At 39.2% G+C, this 19,997-nt stretch carries 18 protein-coding genes and 1 pseudogene; 6 read left to right on the top strand and 13 right to left on the bottom strand.

What is annotated here, in order from left to right:
• Positions 1-8 precede the first annotated feature (8 nt).
• Positions 9-1,276, top strand: a pseudogene (locus EAL44_RS05480) (glycosyltransferase family 10 domain-containing protein).
• Between the two features lie 12 nt (positions 1,277-1,288).
• Here EAL44_RS05480 and gdhA read toward each other — a convergent pair.
• The 3 genes from gdhA to EAL44_RS05465 form a co-directional block, all read right to left on the bottom strand.
• Positions 1,289-2,635 (bottom strand): NADP-specific glutamate dehydrogenase, encoded by a 1,347-nt coding sequence (gene gdhA / locus EAL44_RS05475; protein ID WP_121075605.1) that lies wholly within the window; start codon positions 2,633-2,635, stop codon positions 1,289-1,291.
• A gap of 66 nt (positions 2,636-2,701) precedes the next feature.
• A complete protein-coding gene (locus tag EAL44_RS05470) occupies positions 2,702-3,532 on the bottom strand; it encodes a peptide chain release factor N(5)-glutamine methyltransferase (RefSeq protein WP_121075602.1) in 831 nt (276 codons plus the stop codon).
• Complete coding sequence (locus tag EAL44_RS05465; protein ID WP_121075599.1) at positions 3,529-4,752, bottom strand: M48 family metallopeptidase; 1,224 nt, start codon at positions 4,750-4,752, stop codon at positions 3,529-3,531. The genes EAL44_RS05470 and EAL44_RS05465 overlap by 4 nt, the downstream gene beginning before the upstream one ends.
• Positions 4,753-4,931: 179 nt before the next feature.
• Here EAL44_RS05465 and EAL44_RS05460 point away from each other — a divergent pair, with 179 nt between their 5' ends.
• Entirely contained in the window at positions 4,932-5,462 is a 531-nt protein-coding gene (locus tag EAL44_RS05460) for a hypothetical protein (protein ID WP_121075596.1), read from the top strand.
• Positions 5,463-5,469: 7 nt separating this feature from the next.
• Here the strand turns inward: EAL44_RS05460 and EAL44_RS05455 are convergent, their stop codons facing one another.
• The gene (locus EAL44_RS05455) at positions 5,470-6,213 is read right to left on the bottom strand and encodes an SPOR domain-containing protein (RefSeq protein WP_121075593.1); all 744 of its coding nucleotides are present in this window, start codon (positions 6,211-6,213) and stop codon (positions 5,470-5,472) included.
• A gap of 201 nt (positions 6,214-6,414) precedes the next feature.
• Between EAL44_RS05455 and zapB the strand changes: the two genes are divergently transcribed.
• The 3 genes from zapB to EAL44_RS05435 are packed head-to-tail and all read left to right on the top strand — an operon-like array spanning position 6,415 to position 8,735.
• Positions 6,415-6,642, top strand: a complete 228-nt coding sequence (gene zapB / locus EAL44_RS05445) for a cell division protein ZapB (RefSeq protein WP_162970374.1) — start codon at positions 6,415-6,417, stop codon at positions 6,640-6,642.
• 12 nt (positions 6,643-6,654) lie between these two features.
• Positions 6,655-6,891 (top strand): hypothetical protein, encoded by a 237-nt coding sequence (locus tag EAL44_RS05440; RefSeq protein WP_000051167.1) that lies wholly within the window; start codon positions 6,655-6,657, stop codon positions 6,889-6,891.
• A complete protein-coding gene (locus EAL44_RS05435) occupies positions 6,876-8,735 on the top strand; it encodes a primosomal protein N' (protein WP_121075585.1) in 1,860 nt (619 codons plus the stop codon). Before EAL44_RS05440 ends, EAL44_RS05435 begins: the two co-directional genes overlap by 16 nt.
• 48 nt (positions 8,736-8,783) lie before the next feature.
• Here the strand turns inward: EAL44_RS05435 and cmoA are convergent, their stop codons facing one another.
• Both cmoA and sodB read right to left on the bottom strand, forming a co-directional pair.
• A complete protein-coding gene (gene cmoA / locus EAL44_RS05430) occupies positions 8,784-9,515 on the bottom strand; it encodes a carboxy-S-adenosyl-L-methionine synthase CmoA (RefSeq protein ID WP_121075583.1) in 732 nt (243 codons plus the stop codon).
• 51 nt (positions 9,516-9,566) lie between these two features.
• Positions 9,567-10,208: a superoxide dismutase [Fe] gene (gene sodB, locus EAL44_RS05425; protein ID WP_000494609.1), complete on the bottom strand. Its 642-nt coding sequence runs from the start codon at positions 10,206-10,208 to the stop codon at positions 9,567-9,569.
• A gap of 222 nt (positions 10,209-10,430) precedes the next feature.
• Between sodB and tpx the strand changes: the two genes are divergently transcribed.
• A complete protein-coding gene (gene tpx / locus EAL44_RS05420) occupies positions 10,431-10,931 on the top strand; it encodes a thiol peroxidase (protein ID WP_121075581.1) in 501 nt (166 codons plus the stop codon).
• A gap of 260 nt (positions 10,932-11,191) precedes the next feature.
• On the opposite strand, the gene cheW is transcribed toward tpx, so the two are convergent.
• Genes cheW through serA form a run of 7 tightly spaced genes read right to left on the bottom strand, consistent with a single transcriptional unit; the run spans position 11,192 to position 19,985 of the window.
• The gene (cheW, locus tag EAL44_RS05415) at positions 11,192-11,689 is read right to left on the bottom strand and encodes a chemotaxis protein CheW (RefSeq protein ID WP_000070766.1); all 498 of its coding nucleotides are present in this window, start codon (positions 11,687-11,689) and stop codon (positions 11,192-11,194) included.
• Entirely contained in the window at positions 11,686-14,103 is a 2,418-nt protein-coding gene (gene cheAY2 / locus EAL44_RS05410) for a chemotaxis histidine kinase/response regulator CheAY2 (RefSeq protein ID WP_121075578.1), read from the bottom strand. The genes cheW and cheAY2 overlap by 4 nt, the downstream gene beginning before the upstream one ends.
• Positions 14,104-14,160: 57 nt before the next feature.
• Positions 14,161-15,096, bottom strand: a complete 936-nt coding sequence (cheV3, locus tag EAL44_RS05405) for a chemotaxis protein CheV3 (RefSeq protein ID WP_121075575.1) — start codon at positions 15,094-15,096, stop codon at positions 14,161-14,163.
• Between the two features lie 3 nt (positions 15,097-15,099).
• Positions 15,100-15,858 carry a UDP-2,3-diacylglucosamine diphosphatase gene (locus EAL44_RS05400; protein WP_121075572.1) on the bottom strand — a complete coding sequence of 253 codons (759 nt, stop codon included), beginning with the start codon at positions 15,856-15,858 and terminating at the stop codon, positions 15,100-15,102.
• Between the two features lies 1 nt (position 15,859).
• Positions 15,860-16,528, bottom strand: coding sequence for a YggS family pyridoxal phosphate-dependent enzyme (locus tag EAL44_RS05395; protein ID WP_121075569.1), 669 nt, complete (start codon positions 16,526-16,528; stop codon positions 15,860-15,862).
• Between the two features lie 22 nt (positions 16,529-16,550).
• Positions 16,551-18,401, bottom strand: coding sequence for a menaquinone biosynthesis decarboxylase (locus EAL44_RS05390; protein ID WP_121075566.1), 1,851 nt, complete (start codon positions 18,399-18,401; stop codon positions 16,551-16,553).
• Between the two features lie 9 nt (positions 18,402-18,410).
• Complete coding sequence (gene serA / locus EAL44_RS05385) at positions 18,411-19,985, bottom strand: phosphoglycerate dehydrogenase (RefSeq protein ID WP_121075563.1); 1,575 nt, start codon at positions 19,983-19,985, stop codon at positions 18,411-18,413.
• Positions 19,986-19,997 lie beyond the last annotated feature (12 nt).

Below are 19,997 nucleotides of genomic sequence, written 5' to 3'. Positions count from 1 at the left end.
GGATAAAAATGTTTCAGCCCTTACTAGACGCCTTTATAGAAAGCGCTCCAATTAAAAAAAAATTACCTTTAAATCCACCCCCCCCCCCCTAAAAATCGCTGTGGCGAATTGGTGGGGAGGCGCTGAAGAATTTAAAAAGAGCACTCTGTATTTTATCCTTAGCCAACACTACACAATCACCCTCCACCAAAACCCCAACAAACCCGCAGACCTGGTCTTTGGCAGTCCTATTGGATCAGCCAGAAAAATCCTATCCTACAAAAACACCAAACGAGTGTTTTACACTGGTGAAAATGAAGTCCCTAATTTCAACCTCTTTGATTACGCCATAGGTTTTGATGAATTGGACTTTAGAGATCGTTATTTGAGAATGCCTTTATATTACGCTAGCTTGCATTATAAAGCAGAGAGCGTGAATGACACCACCGCCCCCTACAAACTCAAAACTGACAGCCTTTATACTTTAAAAAAACCTTCCCATCATTTTAAAGAAAACCACCCCCATTTATGCGCAGTAGTGAATGATGAGAGCGATCCTTTGAAAAGAGGGTTTGCGAGCTTTGTCGCGAGCAACCCTAACGCTCCTAAAAGGAACGCTTTCTATGACGCTTTAAATTCTATTGAGCCGGTTACTGGGGGAGGGAGCGTGAAAAACACTCTAGGCTATAAGGTCAAAAACAAGAGCGAGTTTTTAAGCCAATACAAATTCAATCTGTGTTTTGAAAACACTCAAGGCTATGGCTATGTAACCGAAAAAATCATTGACGCTTACTTCAGCCACACCATTCCTATTTATTGGGGGAGTCCTAGCGTGGCGAAAGATTTTAACCCTAAGAGTTTTGTGAATGTTTGTGATTTTAAAAACTTTGATGAAGCGATTGATTATGTGAGATACTTGCACACGCACCCAAACGCTTATTTAGACATGCTCTATGAAAACCCTTTAAACACCCTTGATGGGAAAGCTTACTTTTACCAAGATTTGAGTTTTAAAAAAATCCTAGATTTTTTTAAAACGATTTTAGAAAACGACACGATTTATCATAATAACCCTTTCATTTTCTATCGTGATTTGAATGAGCCTTTAATATCTATTGATGATTTGAGGGTTAATTATGATGATTTGAGGGTTAATTATGAACGCCTTTTACAAAACGCCTCGCCTTTATTAGAACTCTCTCAAAACACCACTTTTAAAATCTATCGCAAAGCTTATCAAAAATCCTTGCCTTTGTTGCGCGCTGTAAGGAGATGGGTTAAAAAATTGGGTTTGTAAAATTGGGGGTAATCAAACCCCTTGGGCTATCATCGCAGACGCCACTTTTCTAAAACCAGCGATATTAGCCCCTAAAACAAAATTAGTAGGGTCTTTAAACTCTTTAGCGGTTTGAGAGACATTCTTATAAATCTCTTTCATGATATGGTGTAATTTCGCATCCACCACTTCAAAACTCCAAGGGTGCATGCTCGCATTTTGCGCCATTTCCAAGCCGCTCACGCTCACCCCCCCAGCATTAGCCGCCTTGCCCAAACCATAAGAAATCTTAGCCTGCAAAAACAATTCAACCGCTTCATTGCTTGAGGGCATGTTCGCCCCTTCAGCCACGCATTTACACCCGTTAGAAAGGAGGGTTTTAGCGTCTAAAACGCTCAATTCATTCTCAGTCGCGCTAGGAAAAGCCGCAAAACAAGGCACATGCCATATAGCATTCCCTCCTTTGGGGTAATTTTCTGTTGGGGTGTATTTCGCGCTCTTTTTTTCTAAAGCGTATTCTTTGATCCTCTCACGACGGATTTCTTTAATTTCTTTCAAAAGCTCTAAATCAATGCCGTCTTTATCGTAAATCATGCCATTAGAATCGCTCGCCGTTACCGGTTTAGCGCCTATTTGAAGCAGTTTTTCAATGGTATAAATAGCGACATTACCGCTCCCAGAAACGCTACAAACCTTGCCCTCTAAAGAGCTGTTCCTCTCTTGCAGCATTTCTTCTGCAAAATACACGCACCCATAACCGGTAGCTTCTTTTCTGCACAAGCTCCCCCCATAAGTGAGCCCTTTACCGGTCAATACGCCCTCAAAACGATTGACTAATTTTTTGTATTGCCCAAACAGATAGCCAATCTCTCTTTCACCCACTCCAATATCCCCAGCTGGCACATCAGTTGTGGCTCCAATGTGGCGGTATAATTCATTCATGAATGCCTGACAAAAACGCATGATCTCATGCTCGCTCTTTTCTTTAGGGTCAAAATCGCTCCCCCCCTTAGCGCCCCCCATAGCCAAAGTGGTGAGCGAATTTTTCAACACTTGCTCAAAGCCTAAAAACTTGATCACGCTTTCATTCACGCTAGGGTGGAATCTCAAGCCCCCCTTATAAGGGCCAATAGCCGAATTGAATTCAACCCTACACCCCCGATTGACTTGGATTTGATGGTTATCATCTAGCCAACACACCCTAAAAAAAATCTCCCTTTCAGGCTCAATCAAACGCTCTAAAATCGCATGCTTTTCATAGCTTTTATCGCTGTCTAAAAGGGGTTTTAACGAAGTGATAGCCTCATAGACGGCTTGGTGGAACTCTTTTTGATAGGGGTATTTTTTCTGTAAAGATTGGAGAATTTTTTCAACATACATGAGCGGCATCCTTTATTGTTTTAAGTGTTTTTATTGTAACACTAAAAGGGTAATTAAGTTTTAACCTTATCTTAAAAAACTTTTTAAAACGCCCACAAACCCTCTATCAAAGCCGCTCAAATCCTTGTAAAACTCTGCAAAATAACCGCAAAACTCCAAGCATTCTTTCAAGCTCTTTAACTGGTCATACCCCATTTCACAAACCAAAAAAGGGATTTTTAATCCAGCGGCTAAAAAAATGATTTCTTTTAAGATTTCATCGCCTTTAACCCCCCCAAAAAGGGCTTCGTGCGGTTCTTTGAGAACGGATTTTTCCAAAGGATAATTTCTAGCGATATAGGGCGGATTAGAGACAAGCATTTCTATCATGGGCATATGATCCCAAAGGCGCGTTTGTTTTAAAAAAACACGCTCTTTTAGACAAAAGCGTTCAATGTTTTTTAACGCCACTTCTAAAGCTTTTGGTGAAATATCGCTCGCATAAATAGAAAGGTTAGGGTTTTCTAAAGCCAAACTCACGGATACACATCCGCTCCCTATGCCGATTTCGCCTATTTCTTTTAAATGGTATTGAGAAATAATATCAAGGGCTTTTTGGACTAAAAACTCCGTTTCAGGCCGTGGGATTAAAACATGATCATTCACAAAAAAAGAGCGCCCATAAAAATCACAGCTTCCTAATAAATACTCTATGGGGCAGTCGTTCAAGCGCTTTTCCACCAATTCAAAAAAGCGTATCTCTTCTTCGTGGTTTAATTCCAAATGCTCATGCGTGTGCAAAAAAACCCTTTCTTTTTGCAAGACAAAGCCTAATAAAATTTCAGACTCTAACCCCCCCCTAAAGCCTTTTTGCGATAATTCTTTTTTGGTTTTGTTTAGGGCTTGTGAAAGGGTCATTCAATTTCGTAATCCAAAGCTTTTAAGCGCTCTAATAAGGGCGGGTGCGTGAAATGCAAGAAAACATAAAAAGGGTGCGAATAGGGGAACGCTTTATTTTCATTCACAATGGACACTAACGCTTTGGCTAAAGTCTCTTTAGAGCTTAAACTCGCCCCAAACTTGTCCGCATTGTATTCATTTTTTCGGCTAAAAAACCCGATCAAAGGCATGGCGTAAAAGGAAAACACCGGCAAAAACAAGAGTAAAATCGCAATCAAACTCGCTGGCGTTTGCGAGACATTAAAGCCTTCAAAAACCAACGGCGGCAAATGAGCGATCAGAGCAAAAACAAGAGCGAGCAAACCCCCCATAATCCCTAAACTTTTCAACAAATCCTTATTTTTAAAATGCCCTAATTCATGCCCTAAAATGGCTAAAAGCCCTTCTGTCCCAACTTTAGAGATCAAAGTGTCAAACAACACCACCCGCTTGTTTTTACCCAATCCCCCAAAATACGCATTCAAACGCCCATCCCTCTTGCTAGCGTCCATCACAAAAATGCCTTGAGATTTAAAACCCACCTTATCCATCATGCTCTCAATTTGACTCTCCAAATCCCTATTATTCAAGGGGGTGAATTGGTTGAAAAGCTGGGCGATTTTAGGGTAAAAAAGATTAGCCAAGATCATAAAAACAAACACGACAAAAAACGAGCTGATCTCCCAATGCTCCACATGTTCAATGATCATTATGAGAGTGTAAATCAACAACAACCCCACGCTTAAAGTGAGCGATAACCCTTTGAAAAAATCCTTGAAAAACAACGACAAGCTCACTTTAGAAAAGCCAAATTCCTTATCCAAATGCATGGTGGTGTAGTAGCTAATGGGTAAAGCTAAAACGCTTTGAATCGCTAAAAACAACAAGGCAAACACCAAGTAACCTAGCGTTTCAGGAAGGTTTAAATAATGCGTCAAATCTTCTAAATGAGTCAAACCAAAAAAGACCCAACTAGCAAAGATGATTCCGTCTAAAATTTGAGAAATAATGGATAATTGCATTTTCCTAATGGCATAATTTCCCGCTTCTTCATAATCCTTTTGTGGGAGTAAAACAGGCTTCTCGCAGAGCTTTTGGCGGATAAATTTCAATTGCAAAATATCGCCTACAATGTAAGGAGTCGTAAAAAAGAGCAAATAAAAAATACAGATTATCATATCTATCCATATATCAAGCATATTCTAAACTCCTTCTTTTGAATGAATTTACCAATAAAAGTGTAGGAATTATAACAATTTTTCAAAAATTTACCATAAAATTAAATAAATATGGTAGAAAAAAGGGTTGTGTTTGAGCGTTTTTAATCCAATCATAAAAAGCCGTGTTGTTCAACCCGCTATCAATAAAAAGGTTTGTCATGCCCCATTCTTTGAAAAAGCGTTTGTTAATCGTTTATACCCTTTCTACCTTGCTTTTAGTGGGGGTTTTGTTAGCGTTATTTTTCTTTTATGCGAAAAACAACCTTTTAGAAAACACCCAAATACGCATGCAATACACCGCTGATGCGATCGCTAAAAGCCTTTTAGAATTAAATAATGCCTCTTCTTTAGAGCCTTTAAAAATCTTAGAAGAACGATTCAAAAACACCCCCTTTGTTTTGTTAGACGCGGACAACAAAGTCAAATTTTCTAATATCGGGGCGTTTGTGGCCTCTTTTAAAAATGACGCCTTGATCAAAACCCCTTATTTTGCGCTTAAAAAACAGGGTTTTTACCTCACAGACAGCGCCCCAACTAACCGCTTAGGGGTTTCTAAAATCATTATTATAGAAGAAGAAATTCAAAAAACCTTTATCCCCCTTTATAAAATGATAGGCTATGCGTTTTTGGGCGCGAGTTTGTTTGTCGCATTGATAGCCAGGTGGCTTTATAAGATTCAATCAAACTAAGTAAAAATTACTTTTCCACCAACACAGGCTTATTTTTAAAGCTTTTAATTGCATTTTCAAGCTGTTTTAGGGCTTCTTCTTTCGTTTTATAAGGGCCAATCAAATAATGCGTGAGGGAGTCTTTTTTCTTTATTTGGTAAGGGAAAGTTTTGAGCGTTTGCAAAAAATCCTTACTGGGCGCGTTCAAAAAAGCCCCAATTTGCAAATAATACCCTTTAGGGATACTCGCATCTTTTAAGTTAGGTCTCAAGTTTTCTTGATGCTCATTTTTAGGCGGCTCTTTTTTTAAGGACTGGGATTGCTTAATAGCAACCTCTTGCTTATGGGCTTTTTTGATTTTTCTTTTCACCTTTTTGCTTTCTATATAAAAATCATATAAATCATGGATTCTTTGCTTCACATAAGCTTCATAGCAATTCCTATAAATCGGGCTATTTTCAATAGAAGCCTTAGGGCTTATTAACATGACTAACGCCACGCATTCTTCATGGGCGACTCCTAGCCATTCCTCTTCGCTTTGTTCTAGGATTTCTTTAATTTTGGGGAACTCATACTGCGTGCTTTTTCCCATATTGTCTAACATTTTGATAAGGTCTTCATAGGCTTGATCGAGCCTTAATTGGATAGGGGGTAAATTTTTAGGGGTATTTTGAACGCTTTTAGGAGCTGCTTTTTTATCGTCTAAACCAACAGCATTCCTTAAAAAGAGGAAAACCAACAACAGAGTTATTTTGAATATACTTTTTTGCATTTATCATTCCCTGTCAAGCTTTCTATCTTGTTGTTTTATGGTAATCAAAAATACCAAATACCACCATAAGAATGGTTTAAAACATGGGGTTTTAGTTACTTTATTTTATAGTAAAAGCCATTACCTTAAGAGGATAGGGGTATTTTGCGATAATTTAATAGCTTTGATATAATAACTTTTAAAAACCATGAAAGGCTTATGATGCAATCTTTAAGTTTGTTAAACCAATTGGGCGCTAAAATTGATGAGCTGATTGAAAAAATCCAAAAACAAGAAGAAGAGTTGAACGCTTTACGCCAAGCAAACACCACCCTGAATGCGCAAAATGAAGAAAAAGACATTCAGATCGCTATTTTATACGATGAATTGAGCGCTAAAGATAAGGGTATTCAAGGTATTTATGACAAAATCTCTGATTTATTGTCATAAACCATTAAAAACATGTCTTTAGAAAACGATAGCTTAGAAATCACTTATTTGGGCAAACGCTATAAAATCTCTCTCAATAACACCTTTAGCGATGAGATGAAACGCGCCCTAAAGGAGCGTTTCCATAACCAAGAATTAAACGCCTTAGAGCTTTTAAAGGACTATTTGCATGAAAGTTGTCAAAACGAGTATTTGCACAATGAACTCCAAAAGCTTTTAGAAAAAATCTCATCATGTTCTATCACTTGATCGCTCCTTTAAAAAATAAAACCCCCCCCTTAACTTACTTTTCTAAAGAACAGCACCTTAAAGGAGCGTTAGTCAATATCCCTTTAAGGAATAAAACGCTTTTGGGCGTTGTCCTTGAAGAAGTTTCAAAACCCTCTTTTGAATGCCTAGAGTTAGAAAAAACCCCTTATTTTTTACTCCCCTTTCAAATAGAGCTCGCTATTTTTATCGCTCAATATTACTCGGCTAATCTTTCTTCAGTCTTAAGCCTTTTCACCCCTTTTAAAGAATGCGATTTAGTGGGGTTAGAAAAAATTGAGCCTACCCTCAATGTTTTAAGCCAAACGCAAACCAACGCTTTAAAAGAATTGCAAAAACATCCAGCAAGCTTGCTCTTTGGCGATACGGGCAGCGGGAAAACCGAGATTTATATGCATGCAATCGCTCAAATTTTAGAGCAAAAAAAAAGCGCTCTGTTGTTAGTGCCAGAAATCGCCCTCACCCCTCAAATGCAACAACGCCTTAAAAAAGTCTTTAAAGAAAGTTTAGGCTTGTGGCATAGCAAACTCTCTCAGAATCAAAAAAAACAATTTTTAGAAAAGCTTTATTCGCAAGAAATCAAATTAGTGGTAGGCACACGAAGCGCGTTGTTTTTACCCCTTAAGGAGTTGGGTTTGATTGTTGTAGATGAAGAGCATGACTTTTCTTATAAGTCTCATCAAAGCCCTATGTATAACGCTAGGGATTTATGCTTGTATTTATCCCATAAATTCCCTATTCAAGTGATCTTAGGCTCTGCTACGCCAAGTTTGAATAGTTATAAACGCTTTAAAGATAAGGCTTTAGTACGCTTAAAGGGGCGCTACACCCCCACGCAAAAAAACATTATTTTTGAAAAGACTGAGCGTTTTATCACGCCCAAACTCCTAGAAGCGCTAAAGCAAGTGATAGACAAAAACGAGCAAGCCATTATTTTTGTGCCTACAAGGGCTAATTTCAAAACCTTGCTGTGCCAAAATTGCTACAAAAGCGTTCAATGTCCCTTTTGCAGCGTGAATATGAGCTTGCATTTAAAGACCAACAAACTCATGTGCCATTATTGCCATTATTCAAGCCCTATCCCTAAAATTTGCAGCGCGTGTCAAAGCGAAGTATTAGTGGGTAAAAGGATAGGCACCATGCAAGTGTTGAACGAGTTAGAAAGCCTTTTAGAGGGGGCTAAAATAGCGGTTTTAGATAAAGATCACACCAGCACGCCCAAAAAACTCCATAATATTTTAAACGATTTCAACGCTCAAAAAACGAATATCTTAATCGGCACGCAAATGATAAGCAAAGGGCATGATTACGCTAAAGTGAGTTTAGCGGTTGTTTTAGGCATAGACAATATCATTAAATCTAATAGTTACAGGGCTTTAGAAGAAGGCGTGTCGTTACTTTATCAAATCGCCGGAAGGAGCGCTAGGCAAATTTCTGGTCAAGTGTTCATTCAAAGCACTGAAACCGATCTATTAGAAAATTTCTTAGAAGATTATGAAGATTTTTTACAATACGAATTGCAAGAAAGGTGCGAACTCTACCCACCTTTTTCAAGGCTGTGTTTGTTGGAATTCAAGCATAAAAACGAAGAAAAAGCCCAACAATTGAGCCTAAAAGCCTCTCAAACCCTTTCTTCGTGTTTAGAAAAGGGCGTAACGCTCTCTAATTTCAAAGCCCCCATTGAAAAAATCGCCTCTACTTATCGCTACCTGATTTTGTTGCGTTCCAAAAACCCTTTAAGCCTAATCAAAAGCGTGCATGCGTTTTTAAAATCCGCCCCCAATATCCCTTGCAATGTGAACATGGATCCTGTGGATATTTTTTAAAAAATTCAAGTTTTAAAAAATTCAAGTTTTATATATTATTTTAAAAACTCAAGTTTTTCTGGCGGCTAACAGCGTGAAATTCACCCATTTAAACACCGCTTCCACATGCTTAAACCCCACGCTTTCTAAAAGCGCGATATTTTCTTTCAAACTATAAGGCACAAGCACATTTTCTAACGCTTCCCTTTTGAAAGCGATTTCATTGTGGCTGTAGCCTTGATTTTGTTTATAAAGGTAGTATAGCTCTATCATTTGCTTGTCTAATATCCGATCTTCGCTCATGATCTTTTCGCCCACCAATAAAACCCCATTCAACGCAAGGCTGTTATAAATCTTTTTAAGCAACACCTCTCTTTGCATGGGGCGGACAAATTGCAACACAAAAAGCAATGAAAACGCGCTCGCTTCTCTAAACTCAACCTCTAAAAAATCCATGCATTCAAAACGGACATTGTTAAAATCTTTTAATTTTTCTTGCGCTTTTTTGAGCATGGGCATGGAATTGTCAATCCCTACAAGCTCAGTATCTTGTTGGATTTGTTGGTTAAGCGCGATAAAAAAGTTCCCGGTAGAACAGCCCAAATCATAAATCAAGGGCTTAGGCAAGGACTTAGGATGGAGATTTTCTTTTAAATTTTGAGCGATAAAATACGCCCCCAAATTTAACATTTCATGGTAATAAGGGATGGAGCGCTCCAGCATGTCGTCAAAAACATGAGCGACTTTCTCATCAAAACAAAAGCGTTTGTTTAGAGATTTGTTAAACAGAGTGTCTTTCATTCAAAAAAGAAGCGTGGTTTAAAAACCTTTAAACCACAATAGCCGTAACGCTTAAGCTTTTTTATGCACCAACTCATTGATGTAGTAATCCACTGAGCCTAAGCCTTCTTTTTTCGCCCATTCATAGCATTGAGAGACAAAATGCCAGTTAATATGCCCATAGAATTTTTCCAAATACACAGGGCGCGCGTTTTTATGGTCAATATAATAAGCATGCTCCCACACATCCACCACCAAAAGCGGCACTTTTTTATCCGTAACTGGGGTTTGAGCGTTGCTAGTTTGAATGATTTCAATTTTTTGAGTGTCTAAATTATACGCTGCCCAATTCCAACCAGAGCCAAACAAAGTGGTCGCGCTCTTAATGAAGTCTTCTTTAAATTTTTCTAGTGAGCCAAAATCTTTTTCTAAAGCCCCTTTTAACTCATCGCTTAAGGCAGTCGCTTTGGGGCTTAGGCAATCCCAATAAAAATCGTGGTTGTAAATTTGAGCGGCGTTATTGAACACGCCTCCGCTAGACTTTGTCAAAATATCAAACAAAGAACTTTTCTCAAAATCCGTGCCTTTGATTAAGTTATTCAAATTATTCACATAAGCTTGATGGTGTTTCCCGTGGTGGAAATCAAACGCTACAGGGCTTAAAAAATCTCCCATGCTGTCTTTAGCAAAAGGCAACTCTCGTAATGTAAACATGTTTTCTCCTTGTGATTAGATAGCCGTATTGTAATCATTTTTTAATACTTTTTGGTAAATCTTTTCTTAAAAATGGATCGTTATGCAAATTTTGTAGATTTTAAGGGGTTTTTTAAAATGAAAACGACTTTTTAAACAAATTCTTTTTAAATTTTTTAAAAGTTAATCTTAATGGACTATTATTCGAACGCAATATAGCAATTCATTAGAAAGGATTTAACCATGCAAAAAGTTACTTTTAAAGAAGAAACATATCAGTTAGAAGGGAAAACCTTAAAAGTGGGCGATAAAGCCCCTGATGTGAAATTGGTCAATGGCGATTTGCAAGAAGTCAATTTGTTGAAGCAGGGCGTGCGTTTTCAGGTCGTTAGCGCGCTTCCTAGTTTAACCGGATCGGTTTGCTTGCTCCAAGCCAAACGCTTCAATGAGCAAGTTGGCAAACTGCCTTCTGTGAGTTTTAGCGTTATTTCTATGGACTTGCCTTTTTCTCAAGGGCAAATTTGCGGCGCTGAAGGCATTAAGGACTTAAGAGTCTTAAGCGATTTTAGGTATAAGGCTTTTGGGGAAAGTTATGGCGTGCTGTTAGGTAAAGGCTCTTTGCAAGGCTTACTTGCTCGATCGGTGTTTGTTCTTGATGATAAGGGGGTGGTTATCTATAAAGAAATCGTTCAAAACATTTTAGAAGAGCCCAATTATGAAGCGCTTTTAAAAGTGTTGAAATAGGAAATTCTTAAAAGGAGGGGGCTATAATCTAGCAAGTCTCAATGCAAAAGCCCCACTTATTAAAAAGTGTTGGTGATAAAAACTAAAAATAAGAAGTTTTTTTGAAATCCGTTTAAAAAAAGTTTCATGCTGTTTTTAAAAGAAAATATTAAAAAGACTCTGTTTTGAATCAAACGCTAACATGAGATTATCGCTTAATCAAACTCTTTTAATGGGATAAATCTTTCACAAAACCCATAAGGGTTTGATAGAAAAGGTTTTTAAAAGTCTTTTTTTAAGATTTCTTCCACTCTTAAAATGGTTACGAGTCTGTCGTTTTGCTTCCCAATGCCATAAGTTAAATTATTGTTATCGCTCAAAGTCTCTGGCACCGGGTCAATATCCGTTTGCTTGATGCGAATGGCTTCAGTTAAGCGATCAATGAAAAACCCAGCGATCTGATCGTTATGTCGCACCACCAGATAACGAGTGTCTTTGTTTTGCTTTTCAGCTTTCAAGCCAAATTTTAAACGCAAGCTAATCAACGGGAAGACATTACCCCTTAAATTGAACACGCCAAGCACATAGTTTGGGGTTTCAGGGACTCGTGTGTAACCAATGGGTTTGACAATCTCTAGAATATTTAAAATAGGAATGGCGTATTCTTCATCGCCAATAATAAAGCCGATGAATTGCAAAATTTCTTCATTGTCTTCTTGTTTAGAGCCTGCACTAGCTTCTTTTTGTCTTTCAAATAAATCTTTTAATTGGTTGCTCACGATTGGTCTCCTTCTAATTTAATACTGCGCTTCACTACGGTGGTTAAATATTCACCGCTATAAGGTTTGGTGATGTATTCAGTCATGCCGGATTCAACGCCACGCATCCTATCGGTTTTAGTTACCCGACTGGTAACGGCGATCAAAGGCAGGTTTTTGAATTTATTGTATTTACGCACTTCAGAAGCGAAAGTGTAACCATCCATTTTAGGCATTTCAATATCCACTAAAATAGCGTCCGGAATCTTATCGCCATTTTTGAGCATCTCTAAGCCCTCTAACCCATTAGTGGCTTCTAAGAGCGTGATGCCTAATGGTTTCAAACACTTGCGGATAATCGCTCTGTCCGTGCTACTGTCATCAATCGCTAAGACGACATAATCGCTAGGGGAATTTTTGCTTTTCGTGTTTTCTGATTCGTTCATCAAGGTAGTGATATTGACTTTAATGCTCTTTGCCATATCCATCATCGCCCCCACATCTACAATGAGGGTGATTTTCCCATCGCCTCTCACCGTAGCACCGGCAATGCCTCTAGTGTTTTTAAGATAGTAGCCTAAAGACTTGATGACCACTTCTTCTTGACCGATCAAATAATCCACAATCACGCCAATTTTTTGATCAGCCAAGCCAATGATGACCACATACACATCTGAGTTGGATTCCAAAATAGCATCCACTTTAAAAATATCAGAAAGGCGCACCAAAGAAAGCACCTCATCTCTCAAGCGCAACACGCTCTTGCCATCAACGGTGTAAATTTCATCTTGGCTGATGCGCACGGTTTCTAAAACCGAAGAAAGCGGGATAGCGTAATATTCTTCTTGAACGCCCACGAGTAAAGCTTGAATGATAGCCAGAGTGAGAGGGATTTTAAGCTTTTGAGTCGTGCCTACCCCCACTTCTGAATCAATTTCAATGATCCCATTGAGCTTTTCAATATTGGTTTTCACCACATCCATGCCCACGCCTCTGCCTGAAACATTAGAAACGACTTTTGCGGTAGAAAAGCCTGGCTTGAAAATGAGGTTAAACGCTTCCCTATCGCTCATGCTTTCAGCGTCTCTTTCGCTAATCACCCCTTTTTCAATCGCTTTTTCTTTAAGCATCACAGGGTCTAACCCCTTGCCATCATCAGAGATTTTAATCACAATATGATTACCCTCATTATACGCGCTCAATTGCACTTTACCGGTTTCAGGCTTGTTAAGCCTTCTTCTTTCTTCTAAAGGCTCAATCCCATGATCGCATGAGTTGCGGATAATGTGGATGAGCGGATCGCCAATTTCTTCCACAATGGATTTGTCCAATTCGGTTTCTTCGCCCTCAATGATCAATTCAATGCTCTTGCCTAATTCCCGGCTCAAATCCCTCACCATGCGAGGGAATTTATTGAACACCTTGCCCACTGGTTGCATCCGGGTTTTCATCACCGCAAGCTGCAAGTCTGTCGTTACCGCTGAAATAGAAGAAACCACCTGGTTTAATTCCTCTAAAAACTTTTCCCCATCATAGCGCTCTTCCACATCGCTATAGATTCTAATCAAGCGATTCTTCCCTAACACAAGCTCACCGATTAGATTCATCAAGTGATCCAAGCGGCGCACATCCACCCTAACGGTTTGCTCCACGCCAATAGAGGGGGCTTTATTTTCTTCAGTATCCGCTTTAGCCTTGGCTTTAGTTTCTGTTTTAGGGGCTTTGGGGGTTTCTGTTTTTTGGGGTTCTTTTGTTGGGGTAACTTCTTGTTTGGCTTCTTGTTTTTTTTGGGCTCTTCGTTCTTTATCGGCCTCTTGGCGCTTGTTAAGCAGGCGTTCAATTTCCGCTTCCACTTCTTCAGCGCTCATGTTGGCATAATCCAAATCCGGCTCATCGGCTAGCGGGTTATCGCTTGCGGAATTTTCTGCAGTAGGGGTTTTATTTGCTTTAACTTCTTCTTTCGCTTTTTCTTTAATTTCTTCTTTTACTTCTTTTGGGGTTTCTTTAGTCCCTGAAGTTTCTTTAGCGCCCTCTAAATTTTGGCTTGTAATGGCTTGAAGCTGTTTGACCGCTTCTTCAATCTCGTTTTCCTTGCCGTTATTAGTATCAGAGCCGGTATCTCTAATCGTTACGAGTAAGGTTTTCATCAAATCAATGGAGCGCAACACGACATCCATAATATCAGGCGTGATCTTGATTTCGCCCTTTCTGGCGCGATTTAAGACATCTTCCATGTTGTGCGTGAGATGCGTGAGAATGTTGAGATTCAAAAACGAGCTAGAGCCTTTAATGGTGTGGGCCACTCTAAAAATGCGATTGAGCAAGTCCAAATCTTCAGGGTTATGCTCTAATTCCACTAAATCCTGATCCAACTGCTCATTCATTTCAAAGGCTTCAATCAAGAAGTCTTCCATTATTTCTTGCAAATCATCCATTTTAAAACCCCTTTTTAGCGTTTGAGATAAGAGTATTTTACAATTTTATGAAAAGAATTATGCATTCTTGTCTAAAATCTTAGAAATTTCTTCGGTGAATTTTTCTGCATCAAACTTGACTAAATACGCTACTGCCCCCATTTCTTTAGCCCTTTCAGCGCTGTAATTATCGCAAATAGAAGAATTAAAAATTACAGGAATATAAGCGAACCTGGGGTCTTTTTGGAGCTTGAATAAGAAATGATAGCCATCCATTTTAGGCATTTCAACATCTGAAATAATGAATTTTAAATGTTTTCTCAAATCGTCCCCGTATTTTTTGAACAACATTTCTAATTTATTCAACCCGTCTTCCCCATCTACAGCTTCCGTGATGTTAAAGCCCAGTTTGCTTAGATGGTTTTTTAAGGTTTTCCTTGCGGTTCTGCTATCGTCTAAAAACAACACTTCGCCTTCAAAACGCTCTTTAGAGGTATCTTTGGTGTTTTTAGCGTCTTCATTAAGTTTTAAATCGTCTAAAATGCTTTCTAAATCCAAAATAAGTAGGGTTTTGTCGTTTTCAATGCGTGTCGTGCCGGTGATATTTTCTTTATTGATGTTATTGGATGCACTAAAGGATGCAGGCTCCACATCTTTCCAACTGATGCGCCTGATACGCCTAGCCGAATGGACTAAAAAACCCAATTTGACATTATTAAATTCCGTGATAATGACGATTTTTTCGTTTTCCTTGCTTTTATCTGGGACAATCCCTATCCATTTAGCCAAGTCTATAAGCGGGATGATCGTGGAGCGCAAATCAAACACGCCGATGATGTAATCCAAATTCGTGGGGTATTCAAAAAGGGTGGGCATGGGGATAATCTCTTGGACTTTAGCCACATTAATGCCATAAATTCCCTCATAAGGGACGCCCTCTTGCATGCCATAAATACGAAAATCCACGAGTTCTATCTCGCTTAGTTTTAAATCGTTAGCTGTTTTTTCTGCCATGATTTAGGCGTCCTTATTTTGAGATGGTTCTAAAACGCTTGATGATACCTTAAAAAGGCTTTGTTCGTAATAAAAGGAAGGCAGTGGGCAGTAAATAGGCGCGCTTGAATGGATTTTTGCACCGCTTTTGAGATGAAAATGCCCCTCTATAATGCCGTCAATCCTATCAAGGTTAAGATTTTTAATGTAGTTTTGATAGGCTTTTAGGCGTTGCTCAATAAAAGATTGCAATTCTTTTGGCTCTAATTCCCAAAGGCGGACGGGTTTTTGATAGATGCGTTTTTTAAAAAGGGGGTATAAGGTTTTAAGGCTTAATAAATTTAAAAAAGTTAAAAAAAATCTCGCCCAAGTGGAAGTGAGCTGCGTGATGTAAAATTCATACGCTTTAGTAATGAATAAATCCCCATGGGCTAGCAAAAAGCGTTTGTTATCATATTGGAATAATACGGGCTGGTTGTGGCGCTCAAAAACTACTACTTTGGAATTAAATACAAAACGCATGGAAAAATCATGGTTGCCTTCAAAATAAAAGACTTGTGAAATTTCGCTTAAAGCATGGATTAAATCAATGATTTTTTGCTGCTCTCTATCTAGGGGCAAATAGCCCACAAGCGCATGGAAAATATCGCCCATGAAAAAGACTTGTGGGGGTTTGGCGCTTAAAAGTTCTTGAAGCGTATGGATTAAATGAGGGCTTTTAGGTAAAAAATGCGCATCAGAGATAAAAACAGCCCCATTTTTAAGCGCATAAGTTTCTAGCATCTTACTCTTTGAACAAAAAAGAGCCAATCCTTAAAAGATTCGCCCCGCAAGCAATCGCTAATTCAAAATCATCACTCATGCCCATTGAAAGAACGCTCGCATTTTTTATTTGGTCAAAAAGCTTTTTGGTGGTGATAAAGGATTTTTCAATTTTCTTTTCATCATCGGTGTGTGCCCCTATACACATAAGCCCCTTAAGCTTGAGGCGCTTGCAAGTTTCACTGATTTGAGAATAAGTTTCTAGCGCTTCTTCAGGCACCACCCCGCTTTTACTTTTCTCATACGCGCTATTAACCTGTAAAAGAGCGTTTAAATTGACGCCCAATATTTCGCAACGCTTTTCTATTTTCAAAGCGAGTTTTAAAGAGTCTAAAGAATGCAAAAGGGCGGGTTTTAAACTCAAAAGCGCATTGATTTTATTTTCTTGTAAAGAGCCTATCATGTGCCATTCAAGGGGCAAATGCTCTAAAGAATGCATTTTAGTTTTTAAATCTTGAACTTTATTTTCTCCAAAAGCCCTTTGAGAGCAGTTGTAGTAATGTTGGATAGCCTCTGGGGAAGCGTTTTTTGAAACAGCCACGATTTTGACAATGTGGTGCCTTGAATAGGCGGTGCGAGCCTTTTCTATTTTGGTGATGAGGGTATCAATCCTTTGGCGGTAATCTAACATAATTCTTCTTTATGGCTATTTTTTATAGATCTTCTTTGTGCGTGCTGAAAGAATGCGTGAGGTGGAATTTTTGATTTAAAGTTTCAAAATCTTTTAAAAGCCCTTTCTTTTTCAAATCCTCTATAACTTCCATGGAGCAATTGGTTTCGGTGGGCCATTCTCTAAAATGTTTGTCCATAACGCCCTTATTGGTAGCGTCTATAAAAAAACAATGTTTAGAGGTGAGAGTATCGCGCTTGGCGTCAATATTATTAACGATGCGCCATAACAGCATGTAAGGGTTGTTTAAATCGTTGCTGGTATGCTCTACAAAGATGACAATGCGTAAATGCTCTTCAAAACCGAGCAAGTTTTTAGCCAATTCAATGACGCTTTTGTCTTTCTTTTCCACGCTGATCACGCAAATGGGGTTACGGGTGTGCGGGTAGTATTGCTTCAAAAGAACGATATTTTGCATTTTATCTTGTAAAAGCGCTAATAAGGCACTATCGTTTAAAAGCGTGGGGTAGGGGGTATTGCTTTTAGAGGTCGCATCAATACCGAGTTTCCCCCCCATAGCGTATTCAGGGCTTGCATGATCTAAGGCATCGCATATGCCTTGAGAGATGAGCGCGTTTTCTTTAGAAAAATTTTCCAGTATATATTCAATGATAGCGTTGGTGTCCCTTAGATTAGGAGCGTCTTCATTGACAAAAATCGCATGTTTGACAAAACTCATTTGCCCCACGCCCCAAAAAGCATGCATGACTTGTTTGGCATGAGCGTTATAGCGCGTGTGTATTTTGGCTAAAATCAAATTATGAAACACCCCATTTTCTGGCATGTAATAATCTATGAGATTGGGGGCGTTCATTTGAAGCAAGGGCAAGAACAAGCGTTCAGTCAAATACCCCATGTATTTGTCTTCTAAAGGGGGCTTACCCACCACAGTGGCTAAGTAAATGGAATCTTTTTTATAGCTAATGGTTTTGACTTCTAAAACAGGGTAAGGCTCAATAGGGGTGTAATAGCCAGTGTGATCCCCAAAAGGCCCTTCAAGCTCTAATTTTTCGCAATCCACAAACCCTTCTATCACAATATCGCAATCTTTTGGCACGCTCAAAGGATTGCTCAAGCATGGCATCACTTGCGCTTTTTTTCCTCTCATAAACCCATAGAGCATGAGTTCATAAATCCCATAAGGTAAGGGGGCTGTCGCGCACCATGTATAGAGCAAATCCCCACCAATAGCGATACTGACAGGCATTTTGACTTTAGCCTTAGCGTATTCGTGGAAAAAGAGTTGGGAGTCTTTATGGATTTGCCAGTGCAAGCCTAAATGGTTTTTATCATAAACTTGCAAGCGGTACATGCCTAAATTCTTTTTTTTATGATCCAGGCTTTGGGTATAGACTTGCCCCATAGTGATGAAAGCCCCGCCATCTTTTTCCCAAGTTTTTAAAACGGGCAGATCCCACAAATTGACTTCTTTATCTTGCTTGGTGATGAGGTCCTTAGGGCGAGCGGTTTTTTTAGGGAAAACGTGTCTTAAATCCCATAAATCTTTTAAGACTTTCAAACTCTCAGTGAAGTTTTTAGGGGCGTCAAAGCGCAAGAACGCTTGCATGCGTTGTTGTAAATCCTCTATAGGGGTTTTTAATAAAAGATCTAATCGTTTGAAAGAGCCAAAAGCGTTCATCAAAACAGGCATGCTAAAGGTTTTGATCTGGTCATGTTCTTTTCTTATGGGTTGCGTGAATAAAAGGGCTTTGCCTCCATTAGGTTTTTTCGCTTCTATATACGCCAGATGAGCGATTTCTAAATCCACTTCAAGGGGGGTGTCAATGATCTTTAATTCATCATGCTTTTTTAAAAGCTTTAAAAAATCTCGCATCCAATTACCTTAAATAACCACATAATGAACGCTTAAGCATGCAGGAATGTTTTTAAGCTCTTCTAAAACTTCCAAAGAAACTTCTTCATCTACAATGATGAGCGCTAGGGCTTCTTTTTGCGTGTTGCGCCCCAAACGAAAATCAGCGATATTAATGCCATGCCTAGCGAACGCGTTCCCCACGCTCCCAATAACGCCTGGAATATCCGTATTCCTGAATAAAAGCATTTTGCCCTTTGGCTCTATATCAATATGAAACCCATCAATTTCAGTGAGTTTTAAAATATCTTCTTCAAACACCGTGCCGCTCACGCTGATTGCGCCATTAGTCGCATTTAAAGTTAAAGAGAGCATGTTTTTATAAGGCGAAGCGCTTTCTTTAAGGCTAACCTTGATCTCAATGCCTCTTTCTTTGGCCACAAAGGGGGCGTTAATGTAATTGATTTTATCCCCTACAACGGGTTTTAACACCCCTACTAGCGTAAAAGCGACAAGGGCGTCTTTGAATTGGTTGATCTCCCCGCAAAGACTGAGCTCAATCTTTTGGCACACGCCCTTATGGATTTGACTGGAAAAATAACCCAGTTTTTGCGCTAAATTCAAGTAGGCTTTAGCGCTTGCATCAAAAGCTTGCATGGGTAGATTCAGAGCATGCGGGTGGCTTGAACCCCTTAAAGATTCCATAACCCCTTGAGCGGCTTGTTTGGAAATTTCTTCTTGGGACTCTAAAGTGTTCGCGCCAATATGGGGGGTCGCATACACATTAGGCAAGTCTAAAAGCTTGTTATGGATGCCAGGCTCTTTAGAAAAGACATCAATGCCAAGCCAGCGCACTTTTTTGGTTTCTAAAGCTTCATAAAGAGCGTCTTCATTATAAAGCCCCCCTCTAGCGCAATTGATCAAAATAACCCCCTTTTTCATGCGTTCAATCTCTTTAGCGCCTATCATGTTAATCGTTTCTTTGTTTTTAGGGGTGTGGATAGTTATCATATCGCATTGCAAAATGTCTTCAAAATTTTTCGTGTAAATAACCCCTAAATCAGTGGCTTTTGAAGAAGGGATATAGGGATCATAGGCTAAAACTTCCATTTCAAAAGCTTTAGCTCTAATGCCCACCCTAGAGCCAATATTCCCAAAACCAATGATTCCTAGTTTTTTATTTTTCAATTCCGTGCCATACCAGTCTTCTCTTTTCCATAGCCGTTGGTGTTTGATTTGATCGTTCGCACAAGGGAATGAACGCACTGCATTGATCAAATGCGCCATGGTTAATTCCACAGCGGCAATCGTGTTAGCGGTAGGGATATTCATTACGACAATGCCTTTTTGAGAGCAACTTTCTAAATCAATATTATCCACTCCCACGCCCGCTCTCACGATGGATTTTAAGTGGGTTAAGGGCTTTAAAAAATCGCTTGTGATAGGGGTCATGCTGCGAGTGATGAGCGCATCCATAGGAATGAGTTTCTCTAAAAGCTCCTTTTTGGGGCATTTGGAATAATCATGCAAGACAATGTCTTTTTGAGCTTCTAAAATTTGAATGCCTTTAGCATGGATGGGGTCGCAAATGGCTACTTGATACATTTTTATCCTTTG

It is taken from the genome of Helicobacter pylori, from assembly GCF_003637685.1.
In the GTDB taxonomy this organism is placed as follows: Bacteria; Campylobacterota; Campylobacteria; order Campylobacterales; family Helicobacteraceae; genus Helicobacter; species Helicobacter pylori_CJ.
Note: the sequence above shows the minus strand (reverse complement) of the source record. Positions and strands in the feature narration are given on the sequence as shown.

Coding starts and splice junctions, on each gene's coding strand:
- gdhA (WP_121075605.1), bottom strand. CDS start 2,635: ATGTATGTTGAAAAAATTCTCCAATCTTTACAGAAAAAATACCCCTAT.
- EAL44_RS05470 (WP_121075602.1), bottom strand. CDS start 3,532: ATGACCCTTTCACAAGCCCTAAACAAAACCAAAAAAGAATTATCGCAA.
- EAL44_RS05465 (WP_121075599.1), bottom strand. CDS start 4,752: ATGCTTGATATATGGATAGATATGATAATCTGTATTTTTTATTTGCTC.
- EAL44_RS05460 (WP_121075596.1), top strand. CDS start 4,932: ATGCCCCATTCTTTGAAAAAGCGTTTGTTAATCGTTTATACCCTTTCT.
- EAL44_RS05455 (WP_121075593.1), bottom strand. CDS start 6,213: ATGCAAAAAAGTATATTCAAAATAACTCTGTTGTTGGTTTTCCTCTTT.
- zapB (WP_162970374.1), top strand. CDS start 6,415: ATGCAATCTTTAAGTTTGTTAAACCAATTGGGCGCTAAAATTGATGAG.
- EAL44_RS05440 (WP_000051167.1), top strand. CDS start 6,655: ATGTCTTTAGAAAACGATAGCTTAGAAATCACTTATTTGGGCAAACGC.
- EAL44_RS05435 (WP_121075585.1), top strand. CDS start 6,876: ATGTTCTATCACTTGATCGCTCCTTTAAAAAATAAAACCCCCCCCTTA.
- cmoA (WP_121075583.1), bottom strand. CDS start 9,515: ATGAAAGACACTCTGTTTAACAAATCTCTAAACAAACGCTTTTGTTTT.
- sodB (WP_000494609.1), bottom strand. CDS start 10,208: ATGTTTACATTACGAGAGTTGCCTTTTGCTAAAGACAGCATGGGAGAT.
- tpx (WP_121075581.1), top strand. CDS start 10,431: ATGCAAAAAGTTACTTTTAAAGAAGAAACATATCAGTTAGAAGGGAAA.
- cheAY2 (WP_121075578.1), bottom strand. CDS start 14,103: ATGGATGATTTGCAAGAAATAATGGAAGACTTCTTGATTGAAGCCTTT.
- cheV3 (WP_121075575.1), bottom strand. CDS start 15,096: ATGGCAGAAAAAACAGCTAACGATTTAAAACTAAGCGAGATAGAACTC.
- EAL44_RS05400 (WP_121075572.1), bottom strand. CDS start 15,858: ATGCTAGAAACTTATGCGCTTAAAAATGGGGCTGTTTTTATCTCTGAT.
- EAL44_RS05395 (WP_121075569.1), bottom strand. CDS start 16,528: ATGTTAGATTACCGCCAAAGGATTGATACCCTCATCACCAAAATAGAA.
- EAL44_RS05390 (WP_121075566.1), bottom strand. CDS start 18,401: ATGCGAGATTTTTTAAAGCTTTTAAAAAAGCATGATGAATTAAAGATC.
- serA (WP_121075563.1), bottom strand. CDS start 19,985: ATGTATCAAGTAGCCATTTGCGACCCCATCCATGCTAAAGGCATTCAA.